This window comes from Sandarakinorhabdus sp., from assembly GCF_040398665.1.
Classification (GTDB): Bacteria; Pseudomonadota; Alphaproteobacteria; order Sphingomonadales; family Sphingomonadaceae; genus Sandarakinorhabdus.
This window is the reverse complement of the sequence record NZ_JBBATQ010000008.1, coordinates 70,216-88,339: the sequence shown is the minus strand read 5'-3', so window position 1 is coordinate 88,339 and position 18,124 is coordinate 70,216. Positions and strand designations below refer to the sequence as shown.

Sequence of the window (18,124 nt, the reverse complement as noted above, 5' to 3'; positions counted from 1 at the left end):
TGCCTTGCGGCCGGTGGTCAGTCGAGATGGTCAGGCAGCATGTCGCTGCTGTCGGCTTCATTGTCGGTGGCAATCAGCACCCAGGCCGGATCGGGGCTGCCGGCCAGCCGGCTGAATGTCCACAGATCATGGCTTTCGGTTTCGCCGTCGGCGGTCGATACCCGGGCCGAAAAACGCACCGTCATCTCGATCATGGTGCCAACCAGATCGGCGCCGTGGATGATGGCCGCATCGACGGCGACCAGCGTGTTGCCAAGCCGCGCCGCGCCGCGGGCATCGATGGCCGCGCCCAGATTGTCGAGCACTTCATCGGAGGCAAGGCCGTGCAGCGAGCCGAGATTGCCGGACCAGAAGGCTTCCAGGATCATGCCATAGGCAAAGCGCGCGCCATCGAGGAATTTTTCCGGCGCGAACCCGATATCGGCCGCGGCAATGTCTTCCAGGATCGGTTGCAGCGCGGCATCGGTGCCGGCGGGCAGCACCAGGCGGCCACGCACCGGGCGATCGGCTTCCCGGCGCGGGGCCGGCACCACTTCGGTGCTGGGGCGGAAACTGTCACCGATCGGCCGCTCCTGCCCGGTGCGCTTGCCAAGCACCGACACCAGCCGCAGACCGATGAACGCGGCCAGCATTGCCAGCAGCACGATTTCGATCCACGCATTCCCGTCGGACATCATCATTCCTCAGCCAGCCAAAGCGGCGGCAGTATAAACGCAATATCGCACCATGTCTGTTTAACACGGCGCGTGCAATCCGCAGAATCATTCACGGCATGCGATTGCTCATCTGTGATAATCGGCCTTTGCGCGCGTTTATGCAAGCCAATGCGGCAATGACGGCAATGGGGAAAACACCCGCAGGCCCTGGCCAGTGGTGGCGGGGGCTTGCGGGCCGCGCGGGTCGGCGCTGTTGCCGCGCCTGACCGCGCGATGGGTTGGCGGGCGGCATCGCGCGACAAATCGCGATGGGTTGGTGGGCGGCATCGCGCGACAAATCGCGATGGGTTGGTGGGCGGCATCGCGCGAAAAACATGGTGCGGGCGGCGGGACTCGAACCCGCACTTCCAGGGGAAAGCGGATTTTAAGTCCGCTGCGTCTACCGGTTCCGCCACGCCCGCAATGCGGGGCATCAATAGCGCCCGCCCACGAAGCGTCTCTTAGCCGGTGTTGAGCGGCGTGTCAGCCGTTCAGCCGTTCCCGCAATTCCTTGCCGGGCTTGAAATAGGGGACGCGTTTGGCATCGACCTTGACGGCATCGCCGGTGCGCGGGTTGCGCCCGGTGCGGGCATCGCGGGCGCGGGTGGAAAAGGCACCAAAGCCGCGCAGTTCCACGCGGCGGCCCTGCGCCAGCGCATCGGTGATTTCGTCAAACACGGTGGCAACGATCTGTTCCACATCACGAATGGTCAGATGCGGATTCGCTTCGGCAATGACGGCAACCAGTTCAGACCGGATCATGCTGCTGTTCCCCGTTTGGCGCACACGCGCCACCCCATGATTTTTTGCGCCAGCTTATTGCAACCGAGCCGCCGGTCAAGGTGCCAGCCGAATAACTGCAACCAGTTCAGACCGCATCATGCTGCTGTACCCCGTTTGGCGCACAGGCACCAAAGCCCGATTTCACGGGTGAAGCTTATTGTAACCGGGCCGCTGGTCAAGGTGCCAACGGAAAAAATGCAACATTGGTGTCACAAATTCAGACGTATCTGGCGACGCGCCCACAAAAAACCCCGGCGGTGGACCGCCGGGGTTTCCTTGTTCCTGAAATGAACCGAAAATCAGCCCTTTTCGGCGTCCTCGCGGGCCTTGTTGAAGGCAGCGCCCAGAATATTGCCGAGCGTGGCACCCGAATCCGAGGTGCCGAACTGCGCAACGGCTTCTTTTTCTTCGCTGATTTGCAGCGCCTTGATGCTGAGCATCGGCTTGCGGCCCTTTTCGAAGCCGACAACCATCGTGTCGACCTTCTGGCCGGGCTGGAAGCGTTCGGCCTTCTGCTCGTCGCGGTCACGGCTGAGATCACCACGCTTGATGAACACCACCGGGCCATCTTCGCCGATCTGCACATCCAGACCGCCGTCGCGGGCGATAACGACCGTGGCGGTCACGACGTCATTCTTCTTCCAGTCGGCGCCGGTGTTGTTGCGCACGACCGGGCCGGGAGCAGTCTCATCGAGCTGCTTGATGCCCAGGCTGATGCGCTCTTTCTCGATGTCCACTTCCAGCACGCGGGCGGAAACGCGCTCGCCCTTGTGGTGGCGCGACAGGGCACCTTCGCCGGTCATGCCCCAGGCGATATCGCTCATGTGCACCATGCCGTCGACGTCGCCGTCCAGGCCGATGAACAGGCCGAATTCGGTGGCGTTCTTCACTTCACCTTCGACGATGCTGCCAACCGGGTGGGTTTCGGCAAACACTTCCCACGGATTGCGCTGGGCCTGCTTGAGGCCAAGGCTGATGCGACGCTTTTCTTCGTCCACTTCCAGCACGATGACTTCGACTTCCTGGCTGGTCGAAACGATCTTGCCGGGGTGGACATTCTTCTTGACCCACGACATTTCGGACACGTGCACTAGGCCTTCGATGCCGGCTTCGAGCTCGACGAAGGCGCCATATTCGGTGATGTTGGTGACACGGCCCTTGTGGCGGGTGTCCACGGCATATTTGGCAGCAGCCGTCGTCCACGGATCAGCTTCGAGCTGCTTCATGCCAAGGCTGATGCGCTGGGTGTCGCGGTTGATGCGCACGATCTGCACGCGCAGCACATCGCCGATGTTCAGCACTTCCGACGGGTGGTTGACGCGCTTGTAGCTCATGTCGGTGACGTGCAGCAGGCCATCGATGCCGCCCAGATCAACGAAAGCGCCGTAATCGGTGATATTCTTGACGGTGCCGTCAACGATCTGACCTTCGGCCAGGCTGCTGATCAGGCCGGTGCGGGCTTCGGCGCGCGATTCTTCGAGGATCGAGCGGCGCGAGACGACGATGTTGCCGCGCTTGCGGTCCATCTTCAGCACCTGGAACGGCTGCGGCAGGTTCATCAGCGGGGTGACATCGCGCACCGGGCGGATATCGACTTGGCTGCCCGGCAGGAAGGCGACAGCGCCGCCGAGATCGACGGTGAAGCCACCCTTCACGCGGCCGAAGATCACGCCTTCAACGCGCTCACCGGCGGCAAACTTGTTCTCCAGAGCGTCCCAGCTGGCTTCGCGGCGGGCGCGGTCGCGGCTCAGCATCGCTTCGCCATTGGCGTTTTCGACGCGATCGACGAACACTTCGACTTCATCGCCGGCGTTCAGCTCGACCTTGCCCGTAAGGTCGGCGAACTCGCGCAGCGGAATGCGGCCTTCGCTCTTCAGGCCGACATCGATGACGGCAAATTCATTTTCGATCGCGGTGACGACACCGCGGACAACGCGGCCTTCGAAACTTTGATTCTTGCCAAGCATGGCATCCAGCATCGCGGCAAAATCATCGCGGGTCGGTTGGGCAGACGTCGCCATAGACAGTAAAACACCTTGCATTCACGGGCCGGGACAGCGCGAACCTGCGCCATCAAACCCATCGACGTGGCACCATTGCCCGTCGTTCATCGCCGTCGCGGTGGCACCATGCCAGCCGCTCCCTTGGGTATTCACCGAAAACCAAAAACGCCCGCGCAGGCCCTAATCGGGTGTCCTGCCGGGGCGGCGCTGGTCAGCGGCCGTTGCGCGCAAGCGCACTTTCAACAAGCGCGATCGCGGCTGCAACGGCCGCGGCTATATCCAGATTGCTGGTATCAAGCAAGGCAGCATCGGCCGCGCGGACCAGCGGCGCGGCCGAGCGCCCCGAATCGCGGGCATCGCGCGCCTGGATATCGGCCAGCACATCGGCCAGCATATGGGGGGCGCCGCGCGCCGCCTGTTCGGCGTGGCGGCGCTGGGCGCGGATTTCGGGCGCAGCGGTCACGAACAATTTGGCTGGTGCATCGGGCGCAATGACAGTCCCGATATCGCGGCCATCGAGCACGGCGCCGCCCGCCTGCTGCGCAAAGGCCCGCTGGGTATCGAACAGCGCGGCGCGTACCTGCGGATGGCTGGAGATGATGGAGGCATAATCGCTGTTCAGCGCGCTCATCAGATCGGGATCGTCGAGCAATCCGGTGTCGATGTGCCGCGCCGCATCGGCGGCCGCATCGGCATCATAAGGATCATGCCCCGCCAACCGCACCGCCAGCCCGCAGGCGCGATAGAGTTTGCCGGTGTCCATGAACGGCAGGCCGTAATGGGCGGCCAACGCCTTGGCGATGGTGCCCTTGCCGCTGGCGGCGGGGCCATCGACGGCAATGACGAGGGGAGATATGTTCACAGATGCGGCGTTAGCGGGCGGGTGGACGTTTCACAAGCTGGCCGCGATCACGATCACCTCTCCCCCAGGGGGAAAGGTGACTCGCTTCACTCTGCCGGAATACCCGGCCGTTCGTTGGCGCCGTTGATGGCGGGCAGCACCGGGAACAGAAATTGCTCGCGGATGCTCAGGCGGCGGCGTTCGCCCTGGCCGACGGTATCCGTTTCACCGACACGGAACGTGCCGAACAGGCGATCGAGGATGATCAGCGAATTGGCATAATTGCAGCGTGTGTCGTCATAGGCGACGCTGTGGTGCAGGCTGTGGTGCGCGATGGTGGTGAAGAAAAATCCATACCAGGCCGGCGCCTTGAAACGGACATTGGCGTGGGCAAAGCAGGTGATCGCGGTGACCAGATGCCCGGCGCAGAACAAGGCCGGCAGCGAGAAATCGAACAGCGCCACCACGGAGGCGAACACCAGGATCAACTCCAGCGGATTGCCGACGCCGCCCTTCAGCGCGTTGAGCTGCGTGAGGTGATGGTGCGGCGCGTGCAGCAGCCACAGCGGCCGCCAATTGTGCATGCCGCGGTGTAGCCAATATTGGCCGAATTCGATGATGAACAGGATCAGCAGCGCCTGCACTGCCAGCGGCAGTTGTGCAAGGCCGGGGGTGGCGATGCCCAATTGCGCCTTCAGTGCCAGCAAGCCGCCATCGATGACTTCGTTGTTGACCGCCTGGATGACCGTGTAGCCCAGCACCAGATAGAAGAGATCGGTCAGCAGCTCGCGCCGGTTCAGCCGCCAGCCGGCATGGCGTTCGCCCACGAATTCCAGGCCCAGGATCACTGCCCGCGTGGTGAGCGTCGCGGCGAGGATGGTGAGCGGGTTGCTGGCGGTTTCGGCGGGCAGCAGGCTCCACAACAGCAGGATGAAGGCCAGGGTCGCCGGTTCGAACCAGCGGAAGATGGCGTCTTTGAATGTGCCTGTTGGGGCGGTCACTTTGCCTGCTCCTGCCGCATTGGTTGATTGCGGGCAGGTTACACGAGGACAAGCGCTTTGGAATGCGCTGTTTTGTCGTGCCATCAGGGGGGCGCAATTGACGGTGGCCGGGGCCAGACCTAGGCTCCGCAGAAATGTCGCGCGCCGCAATCGGTGAAGCGCTGAAAATTGGGGGGTCAACGGTGGAACGTCGCACATTTCTGAAGGCAGCCGGCCTGGCAGCGGCCAGCGGTGTCGCCGCGTCCGCTTCGGCGCAATCCGCGTTGAAATGGCAGCGCACGGCCAAGCCCGCCGATGTGGTGGTGATCGGCGCCGGCGCGTTCGGCGGCTGGACGGCGCTGCGGCTGCGCGAAATGGGCCACACGGTCACGCTGGTTGATGCCTATGGGCCGGGCAATGCGCGGGCCACGTCGGGCGGGGAAACCCGGCAGATCCGCGTGGGCTATGGGGATCGCGAAGTCTATTCGCGCTGGGTGCTGCGCGGCATGGAGCTGTGGCGGGAACGCGAACGCGAATTCGGGCTGCCGCTGCTGTCACAGGCGGGGCGGCTGCAACTGGCGACCGATCTCAATGCCGGTCTGCGCGGCTCGCGCGATGTGTTCACCCGGCTGAAGGTCGATCATGAACTGATGACCGCCGCCGACATGCGCCGGCGTTGGCCGCAGATGGAGCCGGGCGAAAACACGGTGGGTCTGTATGAACCCGGCGCCCTGATCGTGCGGGCGCACCGCGCCTGCCTGGCCGTGGCGGAAGCCGCGGCGCGCAAGGGCGTGCAGTTGGTGTCGGGTCGCGCCGCGCCGGGGCAGGCCAGTGGCGGCGCCATGGCCAATCTGGCGCTGCAAGGCGGCGGCGCGGTGAGCGGCGCGAAATATGTCTTTGCCTGCGGGCCGTGGCTGGGACGGCTGTTCCCCGATCTGCTGGGCCAGAAGCTGCAGACGCCGCGGCGCGAGGTCTATTTCTTTGGCATGCCGGCCGGTGACGATCGATATTCCTGCCCCAATCTGCCGGTGTTTTCCGAAGCCAGCCATTATGGTTTTCCCAGTGTTGACGGCAAGGGCGTCAAGGTCTGCCCGGTCGGTGGCGATACGATCATGGACCCTGACAATGATGATCGCATGGTCACGCCGTTCCAGGTGCGCCGGTCGCGCGATTATCTGGCGCGCCGCTTTCCGGGGCTGAAGGACCAGCCGGTCATCGAAACGCGGGTGTGCCAGTTGGAAAACAGCGTGGACGAACATTTCATGATCCAGCAGCATCCGGGGTGGGACAATGTCTGGATTGCCGGCGGCGGTTCCGGCCACGGATTCAAGCATGGGCCAGTGGTGGGCGAGTATATTGCCGAGCGCGTGCTGGGCCGGCGGTCTGATCCGGAACTGGAAGCCTTGTTCCGCGTGAAGGACGCCAAGTTCTGATCTTGCTGCCGTGGGCGGTGCCCGTCCGGCAGTTGCAAGATCGACAGGCTTCGCGCACAACAGGGTTCAGGGTCAGTCACGTCGCACAGGTGGGCGATGGCTGCCGACGACCCCGATGTTGCAACAGGCCCGATCATGTTCATCGCCGGCACCCGCCCGGAGGCGGTGAAGCTGGCGCCGTTGATCCTTGATCTGCTGGCGCGTGGGCAGCGCCCCGTGCTGGTGGCGACCGGGCAGCATCCCGACATGTTCGATGAAGCGCTGGCGGGCTTTGGATTGCAGGCCGATCATGATCTGGGGCTGATGGCGGCCTCGCCGGATGCGGCGGTCGGCCGGCTGGTGCCGATGCTGGCCGACGTGGTGCGCGCCCGGCAACCGGCGTGGGTGGTGGTGCAGGGCGACACGAGTTCCACGCTCGCCGGGGCTTTGGCCGCGCGCTATGCCGGCGCGCGGCTGGCGCATGTGGAAGCCGGGCTGCGGACCGGAACCCATGACCCGCACCCGGAGGAAATGCATCGCAAGCTGGTGGCGCAGATGGCACAGTTGCATTTCGCGCCGACTGCCGCCGCAGCGGCGGCGCTGGCCGCGGAGGGTGTGCGGGCCGGCGTGCACGTGACCGGCAACAGCGGCATCGATGCGTTGCTGCTGATGCGGGCGCGACTGGCGCATGATCCGGGGCTGGCGTCGCTGGCGGCGGCGCCGTTGGCGCAGGTTCCGCAGCATCGGCCCTGGCTGCTGGCCACCATCCATCGCCGCGAGAATCAGGGTGCGCGGCTGGCGGCGGTGTTGGCGGCGCTGGCTGATCTGGCCGGGGCGGTGGAAATCATCCTGCCTGTGCACCCCAATCCGGCGATCTCAGGCCCGGTGCAAAGCGCCCTCGGCGGGCGGGCGGGCGTGCATCTGCTGCCGCCGCTCGGCTATGCCGCCTTCGTGGCGCTGATGGGCCGTGTGATGCTGGTCCTGACCGATTCCGGCGGGGTGCAGGAAGAGGCGCCGGCGCTGGGCCTGCCGTGCCTGGTGCTGCGCGATGTGACGGAGCGGCCGGAGGCTGTGGCCAGCGGCAATGCGATATTGTTGGGGTGCGAAACCCCGGTCATCGTGGCGACGGCGCAACAGATCATGCATGATGCGGCCTTGCGGGCCAGCATGTCGCGTCCGGCGCTGCCCTATGGCGCCGGCGGGGCTGCGCAGGCGATCAACGATGTGCTGTTGCGCCAAGCATCTGCATCATGGCCACAAAATCCGGAAAGCTGGTCGCGATCGGCCGCGCATCATCCACGGTCACGCGCGCCTGCGCGTTGAGACCAAGCACGGCGAAGCTCATGGCGATGCGGTGATCAAGCTGCGCCGCCACGGTGGCGCCACCGGGGAGCGGCTCGCCGCCCTGGCCGTGCACGATCAGGCCGTCGGGCAATTCCTCGCAGGCAACGCCGCAGGCGGCCAGGCCTTGGGCCATGACGCTGATGCGGTCCGATTCCTTCACCCGCAACTCCTCCAGCCCGCGCATCACCGTGGTGCCGACGGCGCAGGCGGCGGCGATGAACAGGATGGGATATTCATCGATCATGCTCGGCGCGCCGTCGGGCGGCACCTCGATGCCGGTTAGCGCGCTGTGGCGGACGTGGAGATCGGCGACCGGCTCGCCGCCGACAATGCGCTCATTCACAAGGGTGATATCGCCACCCATGGCCTGCAACACGCGGATCAGCCCGGCGCGGGTCGGGTTGATGCCGACATTGCGGATCAGGATGTCGCTGCCCGGCACGATCAGCGCGGCGACCATCGGGAACGCCGCCGAGGAGGGATCGCCGGGCACGATGATATCCTGCGGGCGCAGCTCGGCTTCGCCAGCCAGGGTGATGATGCGGCCCTGCGGCGATTCGGCAACGGTCAGCTTCGCGCCGAATCCGGCCAGCATGCGCTCGCTGTGGTCGCGGGTGGCGACGGGCTCGATCACCACCGTATCGCCCGGCGTGTTGAGCCCGGCGAGCAGCACGGCGGATTTCACCTGCGCCGACGCGACGGGCAATGTGTAGGACAGCGCCACCGCCGGGCACAGGCCGGTGATGGTAAGCGGCAGCGTCTGCCGGCCGCCGGCTCCGGGCGTGGCGGTGAAGCTGGCGCCCATCAACGACAGCGGCGTGATCACCCGGCCCATCGGTCGGCCGGACAGGCTGGCATCGCCGATGAACGTCGCGGTGATCGGATGGGAGGCGATCAGGCCCAGCAACAGCCGCGTGGAGGTGCCGCTGTTCCCCATGTCCAGCGCGGTGCGGGGTTGCAGCAGGCCGCCGACGCCCACGCCGTGCACCCGCCAGTCGCCGTCGTTGCGGCGCTCGATCTCAGCCCCCATGGCCCGCATGGCAGCGGCCGTGGCCAGCACATCCTCGCCCTCCAGCAGGCCGGTGATGCGGGTTTCGCCCACAGCGAGCGCGCCCAGCATGATGGCGCGGTGGCTGATCGATTTGTCGCCTGGCACTGTGACCGTGCCGGCCAGCGGGCCAGAGGTCGACAGGCTGAGCGGTTGGGTGGCGGCGGACGCAGGGTTCATGTGCCGCGCTTTGACAGGGCAGGCCGGCTGTGGCAATGCGCCAGCCTTCGCCGGGCTGGTGTCTGCCGCCCGGCCCTTGCCATTTGCTGCGGTGCCCAAATCGCAGCTGCACGGAGACGATATGGTCAAGCCTGAATGGGGCACGAAGCGTGCCTGCCCGAAATGCAACACGCGATTCTATGATCTGGGCAAGGATGATCCGGTGGCCTGCATTTCCTGCGGCTTTGCCTGGGCGCCGGAACCCATCCTGAAATCCAAGCAGACGACGCCGTTCGAACAGGCCAAGCCGCTGGTTGCTGCCGGCGATGACCCGGCCGTGGCGGTGGACGAGGATCTGGATCTCGACACCGATGTCGAAGCCGGCCAGGCCGATGCCGATGTCGATCTGGGTGACGACGATGATCTGGGCGTCGTGTCGGAAGGCCAGGAAGAAGATAATTGATCGCTGCGGCCGATGCCGCGAACGATTATGGCTTGCATGGTCAGATCGTTTCGCCTAATCGGCCGCTCCCAACGTTGCTGGCAACAGCGGCCGCGGGGCAGGATGGTGCGATTTCTGGTAGGGGGCCTTAGCTCAGCTGGGAGAGCGCTACGATGGCATTGTAGAGGTCAACGGTTCGATCCCGTTAGGCTCCACCATCGCACCATGAGACACGAAAACCCCGGCCAAACGGCCGGGGTTTTTCGTTTGGGCCAGGCGGTTTTCAGGGCGCTGCCATGTCGGCCGGCGGCGAATCGAGCAGGGTGAGCACCACATCAGCCGGGCGGCACAAGCGCGTGCCCTTGGGTGTGACGACGATCGGGCGATTGACCAGGATCGGGTGGGCCAGCATTGCGGCCAACAGGGCCTCGTCATGGGTGGCGGGATCGATCAGGCCGAGGCTGGCCGCCGGTGTGCCGTTTTCGCGCAGCAGCGCGCGTGGGCCGAGACCCATGGCGGCGCACAATTGATCGAGCAGCGGGCGGGTCCAGCCGGCCTGGCGATAATCGATGATGGTCGGCGCATGGCCAGCCGCCTCGATCAGAGCCAGCGCTGTGCGGGACGTGCCGCAATCGGGGTTGTGATAGATGGTGATGGGAAACGCATCGTTCATGGCTTTGCCTCGGGCTTGAGCAGCCAGCCGAAGAACAGCACGGCGGCCAGCGTGCCGACGGCCTGGCCGGCGAGGAACGTGGGCACGGATGACGGGGCGATGCCGGTGGAGCTGGTGGTGAGCGCGCGCGCCACGGTCACCGCCGGATTGGCGAAGCTGGTGGAGGCGGTGAACCAGCAGGCCGAGGTGATGTAGATGCCCACCGCCGCCGGTGTGAAATCCGGGCGGTGGCGCTGCACGGCCAGAATGGTGCCGATCAGGCCGAAGGTGGCGACGGCTTCGGCAATGCCAGAGCCAAGGCCCGCACGGGCCGTGGCGGAGACTTGCACGATCGGCTGGTCGAACATGGCATGGGCCAGCCAGACGCCGGCCACGCCGCCGATGAATTGCACGGCGAGGAAGGCGAACGCCGTATGGGATGGCAGTTCGCGGCGGGCGACGGCCATCAGCGTGACCGCCGGATTGAAATGCGCGCCGCTGATCGGGCCGAACATGTGGATCAGCACGATCAGGCCGCCGCCGATCGCCACCATGTCGGCCAGCAGCGCCACCCCGGCATTGTCGGCCGACAGGCGATCGGCCATCAGGCCGGAACCGACGATGATGGCGAGCAGCAAGGCGGTGCCGACCAGTTCGGCAGCGATGGCGCGGGCGTCGGTCATGGGCAGGTCTCCGGTTCGGCAGTGAGGGCAGGGATGGCGTCGCAAATGTCCGGGCGGCCGGCGCAGCAATCGGCCATCAGAAAGCCGAGCAGCGCGCGCATATGATCAAATTGCGCCGTGTAGATGATCGAGCGGCCGGCGCGCCGCGCGCCAACCAGGCCCGCGCGTTCGAGAATGGCAAGGTGGGTGGACAGCGTGTTGGGCAGGGCGCCGACAGCGCTGGCCAGTGCACCGGCCGACAGCCCGTCCGGCCCGGCCCGCACCAGCGCGCGAAAGGCGGCAAGGCGGCTGGCATGGGCGAGCGCCGACAGGGTTTCGATGGCGCCGGGTGCGTTCATCGCGGCCTGCATCAGCAGCAGGCGGAACTGGCCGGCTGGCGCGTGGCGACCGGCAGGGCTTCGTCTTCGCCATAGGCCGTCGATTCGCCGTGGGTGAAAAAGCTTTCCCAGCGCACACCGGCCGGATCGGTAACCCAGCTCTTGTCGGATTTGGCATAGCAGCAGGTGGTGGCGGCCTGATCGAAGGTCGCAGCACCCGCAGATTTCAGGCGACCGGCGATGTCGGCCAGTTCGGCGGCACTTTCGACCTGGATGCCGACATGATCGACGCCGACGGCGCGGGCGCGCGACGAGATGGCGAGATTGACCCGGGGATCCTCGAGCATCCATTTGGCATAATCATCTTTGGTGACGCTGGGCGGGCTGCCGAACAGGGTGGAATAAAAGGCGATGGCGGGCTCCAGCTCGGCAACGCTGATGTGCAAGTGCAGACGCTTCATGGCGGTCTCCTTGTTTCGATAATTCGGGTAACATCGAAATAAAGCATCTGCAAGAGCGGACATGCGGGCAAATGGGGTTTGTTTTTCCGCCGTTCGCTGGCAGATGGTGGGTCATGAACAGGAGCGAATATCGCACATCGCGCACCATCCCGACGCGCTGGATGGACAACGACGCCTATGGGCATGTCAACAATGTGGTTTATTACAGTTGGTTCGATACTGCGGTGAACGCCTGGCTGGTGGAGGCTGGGTTGCTGGATATCCAGCACGGCAATCCCATCGGCCTGGTGGTGGAAACCGGCTGTCGCTATGTCCGATCGGTGGCGTTTCCCGAAACCGTGGAGGCGTATCTGCGGATCGCGAAGCTGGGCACCAGCAGCGTGCGCTGGGAGGTAGGGCTGTTCACGGCTGGCCATGATGGGCCTGCGGCGGAAGGCCATTTCGTGCATGTCTATGTCGATCGCACGACGCGGCGACCGCTGGCGCTGCCCGATGCGTGGCGCAGTGTGCTGGCGCCGCTGGTGGTTGCACGCGCTGCAGACACGCCTTAAGCGCTTGCGATGACCACGCCAACCCGCCCCGATGATTCCATCCTGATCCTCGATTTCGGCAGCCAGGTGACGCAATTGATCGCCCGGCGCATCCGCGAGGCCGGGGTCTATTGCGAGATCGTGCCGTTCGCCAAGGGCGGCGAGGCCTATGACCGGATGCAGCCGCGCGGCGTGATCCTGTCGGGCAGCCCGGCCAACATCAGCGACGAAAACGGACCGCGCATCCCGGCCAATGTGCTGGCCGCCGACGTGCCGCTGCTCGGCATCTGTTACGGCGAGCAGTCGCTCTGCCACCAGCTCGGCGGGTCGGTGGTGGCGTCCGACCACCGCGAATTCGGCCGCGCCGAGATCGAGATCGTCGATGATTGCGCGTTCTTCGCCGGCGTCTGGGCGAAGGGCGATCGGCCCACCGTGTGGATGAGCCACGGTGACCGCATCGAAGCCATTCCAGCGGGGTTCCGCGCGGTCGCGACCAGCGCCGGCGCGCCGTTCGCCGCCATCGCCAACGACGAAGCCCGGCGATACGGCGTACAATTCCACCCGGAAGTGGTGCACACGCCCGATGGCGCAGCGCTGCTGAAGAATTTTGTCGTCGGCGTCTGCGGGGTCACGCCGAACTGGTCGATGGCCGGGTTCCGCGCGGCCAAGGTCGCCGACATCCGCGCGCAGGTTGGTGATGCGCGGGTGATCTGCGGGCTTTCGGGCGGCGTCGATTCGGCGGTGGCTGCGGTGCTCATCCATGAAGCGATCGGCGATCAGCTCACCTGCGTGTTCGTCGATCATGGCCTGATGCGGCTGGGCGAGGCCGAACAGGTCGTCAGCCTGTTCCGCGAACATTATCATATCCCGCTGGTGCATGTGGAGGCCGAGGCTTTGTTCCTGGGCGGCCTGGCCGGCGTCACCGATCCGGAAGCCAAGCGCAAGTTCATCGGCAAGACCTTCATCGAGGTGTTCGACGCCGAAGCGAAGAAGCTCGGCGGCGCCGATTTCCTCGCGCAGGGCACGCTGTACCCCGATGTGATCGAAAGCGTGTCGTTCACCGGCGGCCCCAGCGTGACGATCAAGAGCCACCACAATGTCGGCGGCCTGCCCGAACGCATGAACATGAAGCTGGTCGAGCCGCTACGTGAATTGTTCAAGGATGAAGTGCGCCGCCTGGGTGTCGAGCTTGGCCTGCCGCCGGCGTTTGTCGGCCGCCACCCGTTCCCCGGCCCTGGCCTTGCCATCCGCATCCCCGGCGAAGTGACGAAAGAGGCGTGTGACACGCTGCGCAAGGCCGATGCCGTCTATCTCGACGAGATCCGCAAGGCCGGGCTGTATGACGAGATCTGGCAGGCCTTTGCCGTGCTGCTGCCGGTGCGCACCGTTGGTGTGATGGGCGACGGCCGCACCTATGATCGGGTCTGCGGGCTGCGCGCCGTCACCAGCGTCGATGGCATGACCGCCGACGTCTATCCGTTCGACGCCAGCTTCCTCACCCGCACTGCCACCCGCATCGTCAACGAGGTGAAGGGCATCAATCGCGTGGTGTATGATTACACGTCGAAACCACCCGGCACCATCGAATGGGAGTGACGGGAGCCGGTTCATCCGACTGAGAAGGTGCTTTGCGGCATGAGCCTGGTTCTGCATGGTTATTATCGGTCGTCGGCGGCGTTTCGGGTCCGGATCGCGCTGGCGCTGAAGGGCCTTGCCGCTGATCAGGTCTTTCACCACCTGCGCCGCGGCGAGCAGCGGCTGCCCGATTATCTGGCGCTCAATCCCCAGGGCATGGTGCCGGCGCTGGAGGCGGATGGCGCGCTGCTCACCCAGTCGCTGGCGATCATCGAATATCTGGATGAGACGGCGGTCGGCCCGGCCCTGCTCCCCGCCGATCCGCTGGGCCGGGCGCGGGTGCGGGCGCTGGCGCAGATGGTGGCCTGCGATATCCACCCGATCGACAATCTGCGCGTGCTGAATTACCTGCGCCACGATCTACGGCAGGATGAAGCAGCGGTCGCGCGCTGGTACAACCACTGGATCGCGGCTGGCTTCGACGCCATCGAACAGCGGCTGGCCGAACCGCAGACCGGCCGGTTCATGCACGGCGACAGCCCGACGTTGGCCGATATCTGCCTGGTGCCGCAGCTGTTCAACGCGGCCAATTTCAAGCTGAACCTGGCGCCCTACCCCCGCATCCGGCGCGTGTTCGATGCCGCCATGGCGTTGCCGCCGTTCGCGCAGGCGGCACCGGCGCAGCAGCCCGACGCCGAATGATCAGCAGGGCGATCGCGCCAGCAGCAGGCCGATGCGCACGGTGCGGCCGGGCAGCGGCAGCCCCACTTGCGGGAACACGACGGCGTTGGTGAGATTGTCCACCGCCGCCGTCGCCGACAGGCGCGCGCCATGCACGCAGGCGACGGGCAGGCGGGCGCGCAGATTGACCTCTGTGGCCGGCGGCAGCCGGGTGAGGGCGCCGGCCGCGTCCAGATCGCGCGCGGGCCCCAGCCGGCGCAGTTCGGCGCGCAGATCGAAGGCCTCGCCCAGCGCCCAATCGATTGCCGCCATCACCTCGTGGAATGGCCGCTGCACCTGCGGCTGGCCGGCGGCGCTGGCATCGAGTGCGGTGCCGGTCACTTCGAACGTCAGGCCTTGCGCGACCTTGATCTGCGCCGCCATGTCGACGCCAAAGCTGGTGGCGGCGCTCTGGTTGAACCGTTGCCGCAGGTTGACATTGTTCACCCGCACGACGCGCTGACCGATGCTGCCCCGCGTATGCGCCCAGAACGGGTTCAGGCTCAGCCGCACGCCGTCAGCCGCCCAAGCCAGTTCGGCATCGGCCAGCCAGACCTGTTCCGGCTCCAGAGCCGGATTGGGCAGGAACCGGCCCAGCGCTTCGCCGAACAATTCGCGGGCCGAAGCAAAGCGGTTGCGCCGCCCGCCTGACACGGTGAGATCAAGCCCGGCGGCCAGCGGCGTTTTCAGTGCGGCGGAAAAGGCGGCGGCCTGGCGCACGGGCTGCGCCTGCTTGTCACCGGTGGCCGGGTAGGAGGCACGATCGAGGCCAAGCCCCAGCGTGAGGGCAGCGCCGGCGATCGGCAGATCGGCTTCGACCCCGCCCGAGGCCAGCAACTGGGCAAAGCGCAGCGTCGGCCCCGGCGTGCCGGCCGGGAAGGCGGTATCGGTTTGCAGATGGTCACCGCGCTGGCTGGACAGGCTCCAGCGCAGCGTTGCCGGGCCGGCCTTGTGGGTGAGCGTGAAGCGGCCACCGATCATGTCGTCGTCATTGCCTTCGCGGCTGCGCAGCGTGGTGTAGCTGGCATCGCGATACGCATCGATGCGCTGGCCGAACCATTGCCGCCACACCACGGCGCGGGCGGTCGCCGCGCCCAGCCCGGCTTCGCCGGCGGCCTGCGCCTGCGTCAATTGCCAATCCGGCGTGCGCCAGAAGCGCGGCGCGGCGAGCGCCGGGTCGCGATCGGATTCCGGCGCGATGCCCCGCCTGGCATCGATGTGCAACAGGCTGGCGCGCCAGTTCACCACGCCGACGCTGCCGCCAATGCCGCCGAACAGGCTGGTGGCGGCCAGATCGCTGTTGAGCCGGCGATTGCTGGCCGGCTGCGTGAACGGCAGCGCCGAATTGCGCGCCACAACCGCCGCATCCTGTGCCTGATGCGCCGCCGCCAGTGTCAGCTTGAGGCCGCCGACCGGCAGCGCCGCCGCCGCCGACAAATTGGTCAGGCCATGGGGGCCGGCCTGCGCCTGCGCCACCGCGCCGGTCAGCCGGCTTTGCAGATCGACGACGCCGGCCACGGCATTGGCACCATATTCGATGGCGCCGGCACCCTTGCGCACCGAAAGACTGCCGAGGATGCCGGCCGGCAATAGGCCGAGATCGATGCGGCCGTCCCAGGGCACCGCCAGCGGCGCGCCATCGAGGAACACCAGGGTCTGCCGCTCGTCACCGCCGCGCACCCGCGGCGAGGTCTCGCCGCGCGAATTGGTGCGGATCGAGACGCCGGGCAAGCCGCGCAAGGCATCGGCCACGCTGCGCGGCTGGCGATCGAGCAGGGCTTCGGGTTTGAGGCCGACCAGTGGCGTCGCGACGCGGCCGGGCAGCGCCGGCGCGGTCACCGTGATGAACGCGGATTCCGGCGTTTGCGCCGGCTGCGGCGCCGCAACCTGCGCATGCGTCGCCTCTGCGAGCAGCAGTCCGCCCAGGGCGATATGCGCAAGCGTGCCCACCCTTGTGAACTTTCCTTTGGTCATGGCCTCACGGCGTATAGGATTGCCGTGCGGTCAGGGCAAAGGCCGTTCAGCGGCGCTTTGTCGGCACCGAAATGGGCTGCAAGGCGGCGGGCTGGCGGCGCAGCGCCTCCACCTCGTCGATTTCGATCGGGATGAAGCGGGTCAGCCATTCATGGCCGGTTTCCGTGACCAGCACATCATCCTCGAACGCCACGCGGGTGCCGTTCACGATCGCGCCCTGCTCGATGGCGATCACCATGCCGGGTTTCAGCGGGCCGACATAATCGCCGTTCTCATGCACTTCCATGCCGATGAAATGGCCGATGCCATAAGTATAGCTTTCGTCCCAACCGCCTTTCTTGCGCAGTTCGGTTTCGGCGATCTGCTGCAACGCCTGCCAGGTCACACCGGGCTTCACCGCCGCGATCACCGCCTTCTGCACATCGAGAACGCCTTGATAGACCTTGCGCTGTTCGGGGGTGAATTTGCCGTCCACCGGCACGGTGCGCTGGGTATCGGCCGAATAATGGTTCATCGCCGCGCCGGTATCGATGTGGACGAGGTTGCCGGCCTGGATGCGGGCGTCGCCCTTGCGCGCGGCCTCTTCCTCGGCGGTGGTTTCCCACTTCAATTTCTCGTTGAGATTGCTGGCCACCATCACGCCGGTGATGAAGCCGAGCGTCGCGCCTTGCAGGCGATAGACATGATCGATGGTGTGCATCACCTGCAAGGTGGTCAGGCCGGGCCGCGCCAGCTTCATGCCTTCCTGCAGGCCCAGGCCAGTGATGGCGATGGCCTGATCGATATTCTTGCGCGCGAAACTGTCGAGGATCATGCGCATCGGATCGAGGATATCGCCGGCATCGCGCACGGCGATCTCGCTGCTGGCTGCGCGGATGCGATCGACAAAGGCCAGGCGCGGCGCCGGCGGCTCGTTCAGATTCTCGAAGCGTGGATAGTTGACGTACAGCAATTTTTCCTTGTCACCCCACCCGCGCGCATAGTCCGACGCCACTTCCTTGAAGCGCAATTGCGTGATGCGCAGGTTGCGATAATCGGTGACCGCGCTGCTCATATGCTCCAGGAACCGGCTGCGCGGGAAAACATGCTTGATGCCCGACAGGCGGGTCGCCTCTTCCGGCTTCATGTCGGTGTAGAGCACCTCCTTGTAGGTGCTGCCGCCCGGATTGATCACCAGCACATGGCCGGGGGGTTCGGCATCGTAAATGCCGGTCAGATAGACGAAATCCTTGTTCTCCGTGTCGTCGGTATAGCCTTCATAACGATTGTGCTGCGACCGGTCGGCGCTGGTGATCACCGCGATGCCGCCCTGCATCTTGCGCGCGAATTGCGCCCGGCGCTCGATGGCCGCCTCGCGATGGCCTTCACGAAACTTGAGCGCCTCGAACGACAGCAGCCCGCCGCCCCCGTCCGCCGCGGCCGGCGCAGACAGCGCGGCCAGCCCCAACAGCCCGGCGCCAAGCGCAAGGCGGACAATCATGCGTTTCGAGCCTGTCATCATGTTT

18 protein-coding genes and 2 tRNA genes are annotated in these 18,124 nt (G+C 66.0%); 7 read left to right on the top strand and 13 right to left on the bottom strand.

What is annotated here, in order from left to right:
- Nucleotides 1-17: 17 nt before the first annotated feature.
- The 6 genes from ABWP22_RS11260 to ABWP22_RS11235 all read right to left on the bottom strand — a co-directional run bounded on the left by ABWP22_RS11260 (nt 18) and on the right by ABWP22_RS11235 (nt 5,323).
- Nucleotides 18-674, bottom strand: coding sequence for a Tim44/TimA family putative adaptor protein (locus ABWP22_RS11260; RefSeq protein WP_353200071.1), 657 nt, complete (start codon nt 672-674; stop codon nt 18-20).
- 357 nt (nt 675-1,031) lie between these two features.
- Nucleotides 1,032-1,117 (bottom strand) — tRNA-Leu (locus tag ABWP22_RS11255).
- A 61-nt stretch (nt 1,118-1,178) separates the two neighbouring features.
- The gene (ihfB, locus tag ABWP22_RS11250; protein ID WP_502951117.1) at nt 1,179-1,490 is read right to left on the bottom strand and encodes an integration host factor subunit beta; all 312 of its coding nucleotides are present in this window, start codon (nt 1,488-1,490) and stop codon (nt 1,179-1,181) included.
- A gap of 287 nt (nt 1,491-1,777) precedes the next feature.
- Nucleotides 1,778-3,499, bottom strand: a complete 1,722-nt coding sequence (gene rpsA, locus ABWP22_RS11245; RefSeq protein WP_353200069.1) for a 30S ribosomal protein S1 — start codon at nt 3,497-3,499, stop codon at nt 1,778-1,780.
- A gap of 193 nt (nt 3,500-3,692) precedes the next feature.
- A complete protein-coding gene (cmk, locus tag ABWP22_RS11240) occupies nt 3,693-4,343 on the bottom strand; it encodes a (d)CMP kinase (RefSeq protein ID WP_353200068.1) in 651 nt (216 codons plus the stop codon).
- A gap of 86 nt (nt 4,344-4,429) precedes the next feature.
- On the bottom strand, nt 4,430-5,323 hold the full coding sequence (locus ABWP22_RS11235) for a sterol desaturase family protein (protein ID WP_353200067.1): 894 nt from the start codon (nt 5,321-5,323) through the stop codon (nt 4,430-4,432).
- A 134-nt stretch (nt 5,324-5,457) separates the two neighbouring features.
- On the opposite strand from ABWP22_RS11235, the gene ABWP22_RS11230 reads away from it, so the two are divergent.
- Together ABWP22_RS11230 and wecB are read left to right on the top strand one after the other, a co-directional pair.
- On the top strand, nt 5,458-6,735 hold the full coding sequence (locus tag ABWP22_RS11230) for an FAD-dependent oxidoreductase (protein WP_353200066.1): 1,278 nt from the start codon (nt 5,458-5,460) through the stop codon (nt 6,733-6,735).
- 96 nt (nt 6,736-6,831) lie between these two features.
- Nucleotides 6,832-8,037, top strand: a complete 1,206-nt coding sequence (gene wecB / locus ABWP22_RS11225; RefSeq protein WP_353200065.1) for a non-hydrolyzing UDP-N-acetylglucosamine 2-epimerase — start codon at nt 6,832-6,834, stop codon at nt 8,035-8,037.
- On the opposite strand, the gene aroA is transcribed toward wecB, so the two are convergent.
- Nucleotides 7,931-9,286: a 3-phosphoshikimate 1-carboxyvinyltransferase gene (gene aroA / locus ABWP22_RS11220; RefSeq protein WP_353200064.1), complete on the bottom strand. Its 1,356-nt coding sequence runs from the start codon at nt 9,284-9,286 to the stop codon at nt 7,931-7,933. The two genes, wecB and aroA, sit on opposite strands and share 107 nt — an antisense overlap.
- A 121-nt stretch (nt 9,287-9,407) precedes the next feature.
- Here aroA and ABWP22_RS11215 point away from each other — a divergent pair, with 121 nt between their 5' ends.
- Both ABWP22_RS11215 and ABWP22_RS11210 read left to right on the top strand, forming a co-directional pair.
- Nucleotides 9,408-9,728, top strand: a complete 321-nt coding sequence (locus tag ABWP22_RS11215; protein WP_353200063.1) for a TIGR02300 family protein — start codon at nt 9,408-9,410, stop codon at nt 9,726-9,728.
- Nucleotides 9,729-9,849: 121 nt separating this feature from the next.
- Nucleotides 9,850-9,925, top strand: a tRNA-Ala gene (locus ABWP22_RS11210).
- A gap of 65 nt (nt 9,926-9,990) precedes the next feature.
- Here the strand turns inward: ABWP22_RS11210 and arsC are convergent.
- Genes arsC through ABWP22_RS11190 form a run of 4 tightly spaced genes read right to left on the bottom strand, consistent with a single transcriptional unit; the run spans nt 9,991 to nt 11,820 of the window.
- The gene (gene arsC / locus ABWP22_RS11205) at nt 9,991-10,380 is read right to left on the bottom strand and encodes an arsenate reductase (glutaredoxin) (RefSeq protein WP_353200062.1); all 390 of its coding nucleotides are present in this window, start codon (nt 10,378-10,380) and stop codon (nt 9,991-9,993) included.
- The gene (locus ABWP22_RS11200; protein ID WP_353200061.1) at nt 10,377-11,042 is read right to left on the bottom strand and encodes an aquaporin; all 666 of its coding nucleotides are present in this window, start codon (nt 11,040-11,042) and stop codon (nt 10,377-10,379) included. Before ABWP22_RS11200 ends, arsC begins: the two co-directional genes overlap by 4 nt.
- Nucleotides 11,039-11,380 carry an ArsR/SmtB family transcription factor gene (locus ABWP22_RS11195; protein ID WP_353200060.1) on the bottom strand — a complete coding sequence of 114 codons (342 nt, stop codon included), beginning with the start codon at nt 11,378-11,380 and terminating at the stop codon, nt 11,039-11,041. Before ABWP22_RS11195 ends, ABWP22_RS11200 begins: the two co-directional genes overlap by 4 nt.
- An 11-nt stretch (nt 11,381-11,391) precedes the next feature.
- Nucleotides 11,392-11,820 (bottom strand): ArsI/CadI family heavy metal resistance metalloenzyme, encoded by a 429-nt coding sequence (locus ABWP22_RS11190; protein ID WP_353200059.1) that lies wholly within the window; start codon nt 11,818-11,820, stop codon nt 11,392-11,394.
- Between the two features lie 113 nt (nt 11,821-11,933).
- On the opposite strand from ABWP22_RS11190, the gene ABWP22_RS11185 reads away from it, so the two are divergent.
- Genes ABWP22_RS11185 through maiA form a run of 3 tightly spaced genes read left to right on the top strand, consistent with a single transcriptional unit; the run spans nt 11,934 to nt 14,627 of the window.
- Entirely contained in the window at nt 11,934-12,371 is a 438-nt protein-coding gene (locus tag ABWP22_RS11185; RefSeq protein WP_353200058.1) for an acyl-CoA thioesterase, read from the top strand.
- 9 nt (nt 12,372-12,380) lie between these two features.
- Entirely contained in the window at nt 12,381-13,946 is a 1,566-nt protein-coding gene (guaA, locus tag ABWP22_RS11180; protein WP_353200057.1) for a glutamine-hydrolyzing GMP synthase, read from the top strand.
- Between the two features lie 39 nt (nt 13,947-13,985).
- The gene (gene maiA, locus ABWP22_RS11175; RefSeq protein ID WP_353200056.1) at nt 13,986-14,627 is read left to right on the top strand and encodes a maleylacetoacetate isomerase; all 642 of its coding nucleotides are present in this window, start codon (nt 13,986-13,988) and stop codon (nt 14,625-14,627) included.
- Here the strand turns inward: maiA and ABWP22_RS11170 are convergent, their stop codons facing one another.
- The gene (locus ABWP22_RS11170) at nt 14,628-16,595 is read right to left on the bottom strand and encodes a TonB-dependent receptor (protein ID WP_353200055.1); all 1,968 of its coding nucleotides are present in this window, start codon (nt 16,593-16,595) and stop codon (nt 14,628-14,630) included.
- A gap of 70 nt (nt 16,596-16,665) precedes the next feature.
- The gene (locus tag ABWP22_RS11165; RefSeq protein WP_353200054.1) at nt 16,666-18,099 is read right to left on the bottom strand and encodes an aminopeptidase P N-terminal domain-containing protein; all 1,434 of its coding nucleotides are present in this window, start codon (nt 18,097-18,099) and stop codon (nt 16,666-16,668) included.
- Nucleotides 18,100-18,124: the final 25 nt, after the last annotated feature.

What these genes read in the sequence shown, in the direction of transcription:
- ABWP22_RS11260 (WP_353200071.1), bottom strand. Translation starts at nt 674, where the DNA reads ATGTCCGACGGGAATGCGTGGATCGAAATCGTGCTGCTGGCAATGCTG.
- rpsA (WP_353200069.1), bottom strand. Translation starts at nt 3,499, where the DNA reads ATGGCGACGTCTGCCCAACCGACCCGCGATGATTTTGCCGCGATGCTG.
- ABWP22_RS11230 (WP_353200066.1), top strand. Translation starts at nt 5,458, where the DNA reads ATGTCGCGCGCCGCAATCGGTGAAGCGCTGAAAATTGGGGGGTCAACG.
- wecB (WP_353200065.1), top strand. Translation starts at nt 6,832, where the DNA reads ATGGCTGCCGACGACCCCGATGTTGCAACAGGCCCGATCATGTTCATC.
- aroA (WP_353200064.1), bottom strand. Translation starts at nt 9,286, where the DNA reads ATGAACCCTGCGTCCGCCGCCACCCAACCGCTCAGCCTGTCGACCTCT.
- ABWP22_RS11215 (WP_353200063.1), top strand. Translation starts at nt 9,408, where the DNA reads ATGGTCAAGCCTGAATGGGGCACGAAGCGTGCCTGCCCGAAATGCAAC.
- arsC (WP_353200062.1), bottom strand. Translation starts at nt 10,380, where the DNA reads ATGAACGATGCGTTTCCCATCACCATCTATCACAACCCCGATTGCGGC.
- ABWP22_RS11200 (WP_353200061.1), bottom strand. Translation starts at nt 11,042, where the DNA reads ATGACCGACGCCCGCGCCATCGCTGCCGAACTGGTCGGCACCGCCTTG.
- ABWP22_RS11195 (WP_353200060.1), bottom strand. Translation starts at nt 11,380, where the DNA reads ATGAACGCACCCGGCGCCATCGAAACCCTGTCGGCGCTCGCCCATGCC.
- ABWP22_RS11190 (WP_353200059.1), bottom strand. Translation starts at nt 11,820, where the DNA reads ATGAAGCGTCTGCACTTGCACATCAGCGTTGCCGAGCTGGAGCCCGCC.
- ABWP22_RS11185 (WP_353200058.1), top strand. Translation starts at nt 11,934, where the DNA reads ATGAACAGGAGCGAATATCGCACATCGCGCACCATCCCGACGCGCTGG.
- guaA (WP_353200057.1), top strand. Translation starts at nt 12,381, where the DNA reads ATGACCACGCCAACCCGCCCCGATGATTCCATCCTGATCCTCGATTTC.
- maiA (WP_353200056.1), top strand. Translation starts at nt 13,986, where the DNA reads ATGAGCCTGGTTCTGCATGGTTATTATCGGTCGTCGGCGGCGTTTCGG.
- ABWP22_RS11165 (WP_353200054.1), bottom strand. Translation starts at nt 18,099, where the DNA reads ATGATTGTCCGCCTTGCGCTTGGCGCCGGGCTGTTGGGGCTGGCCGCG.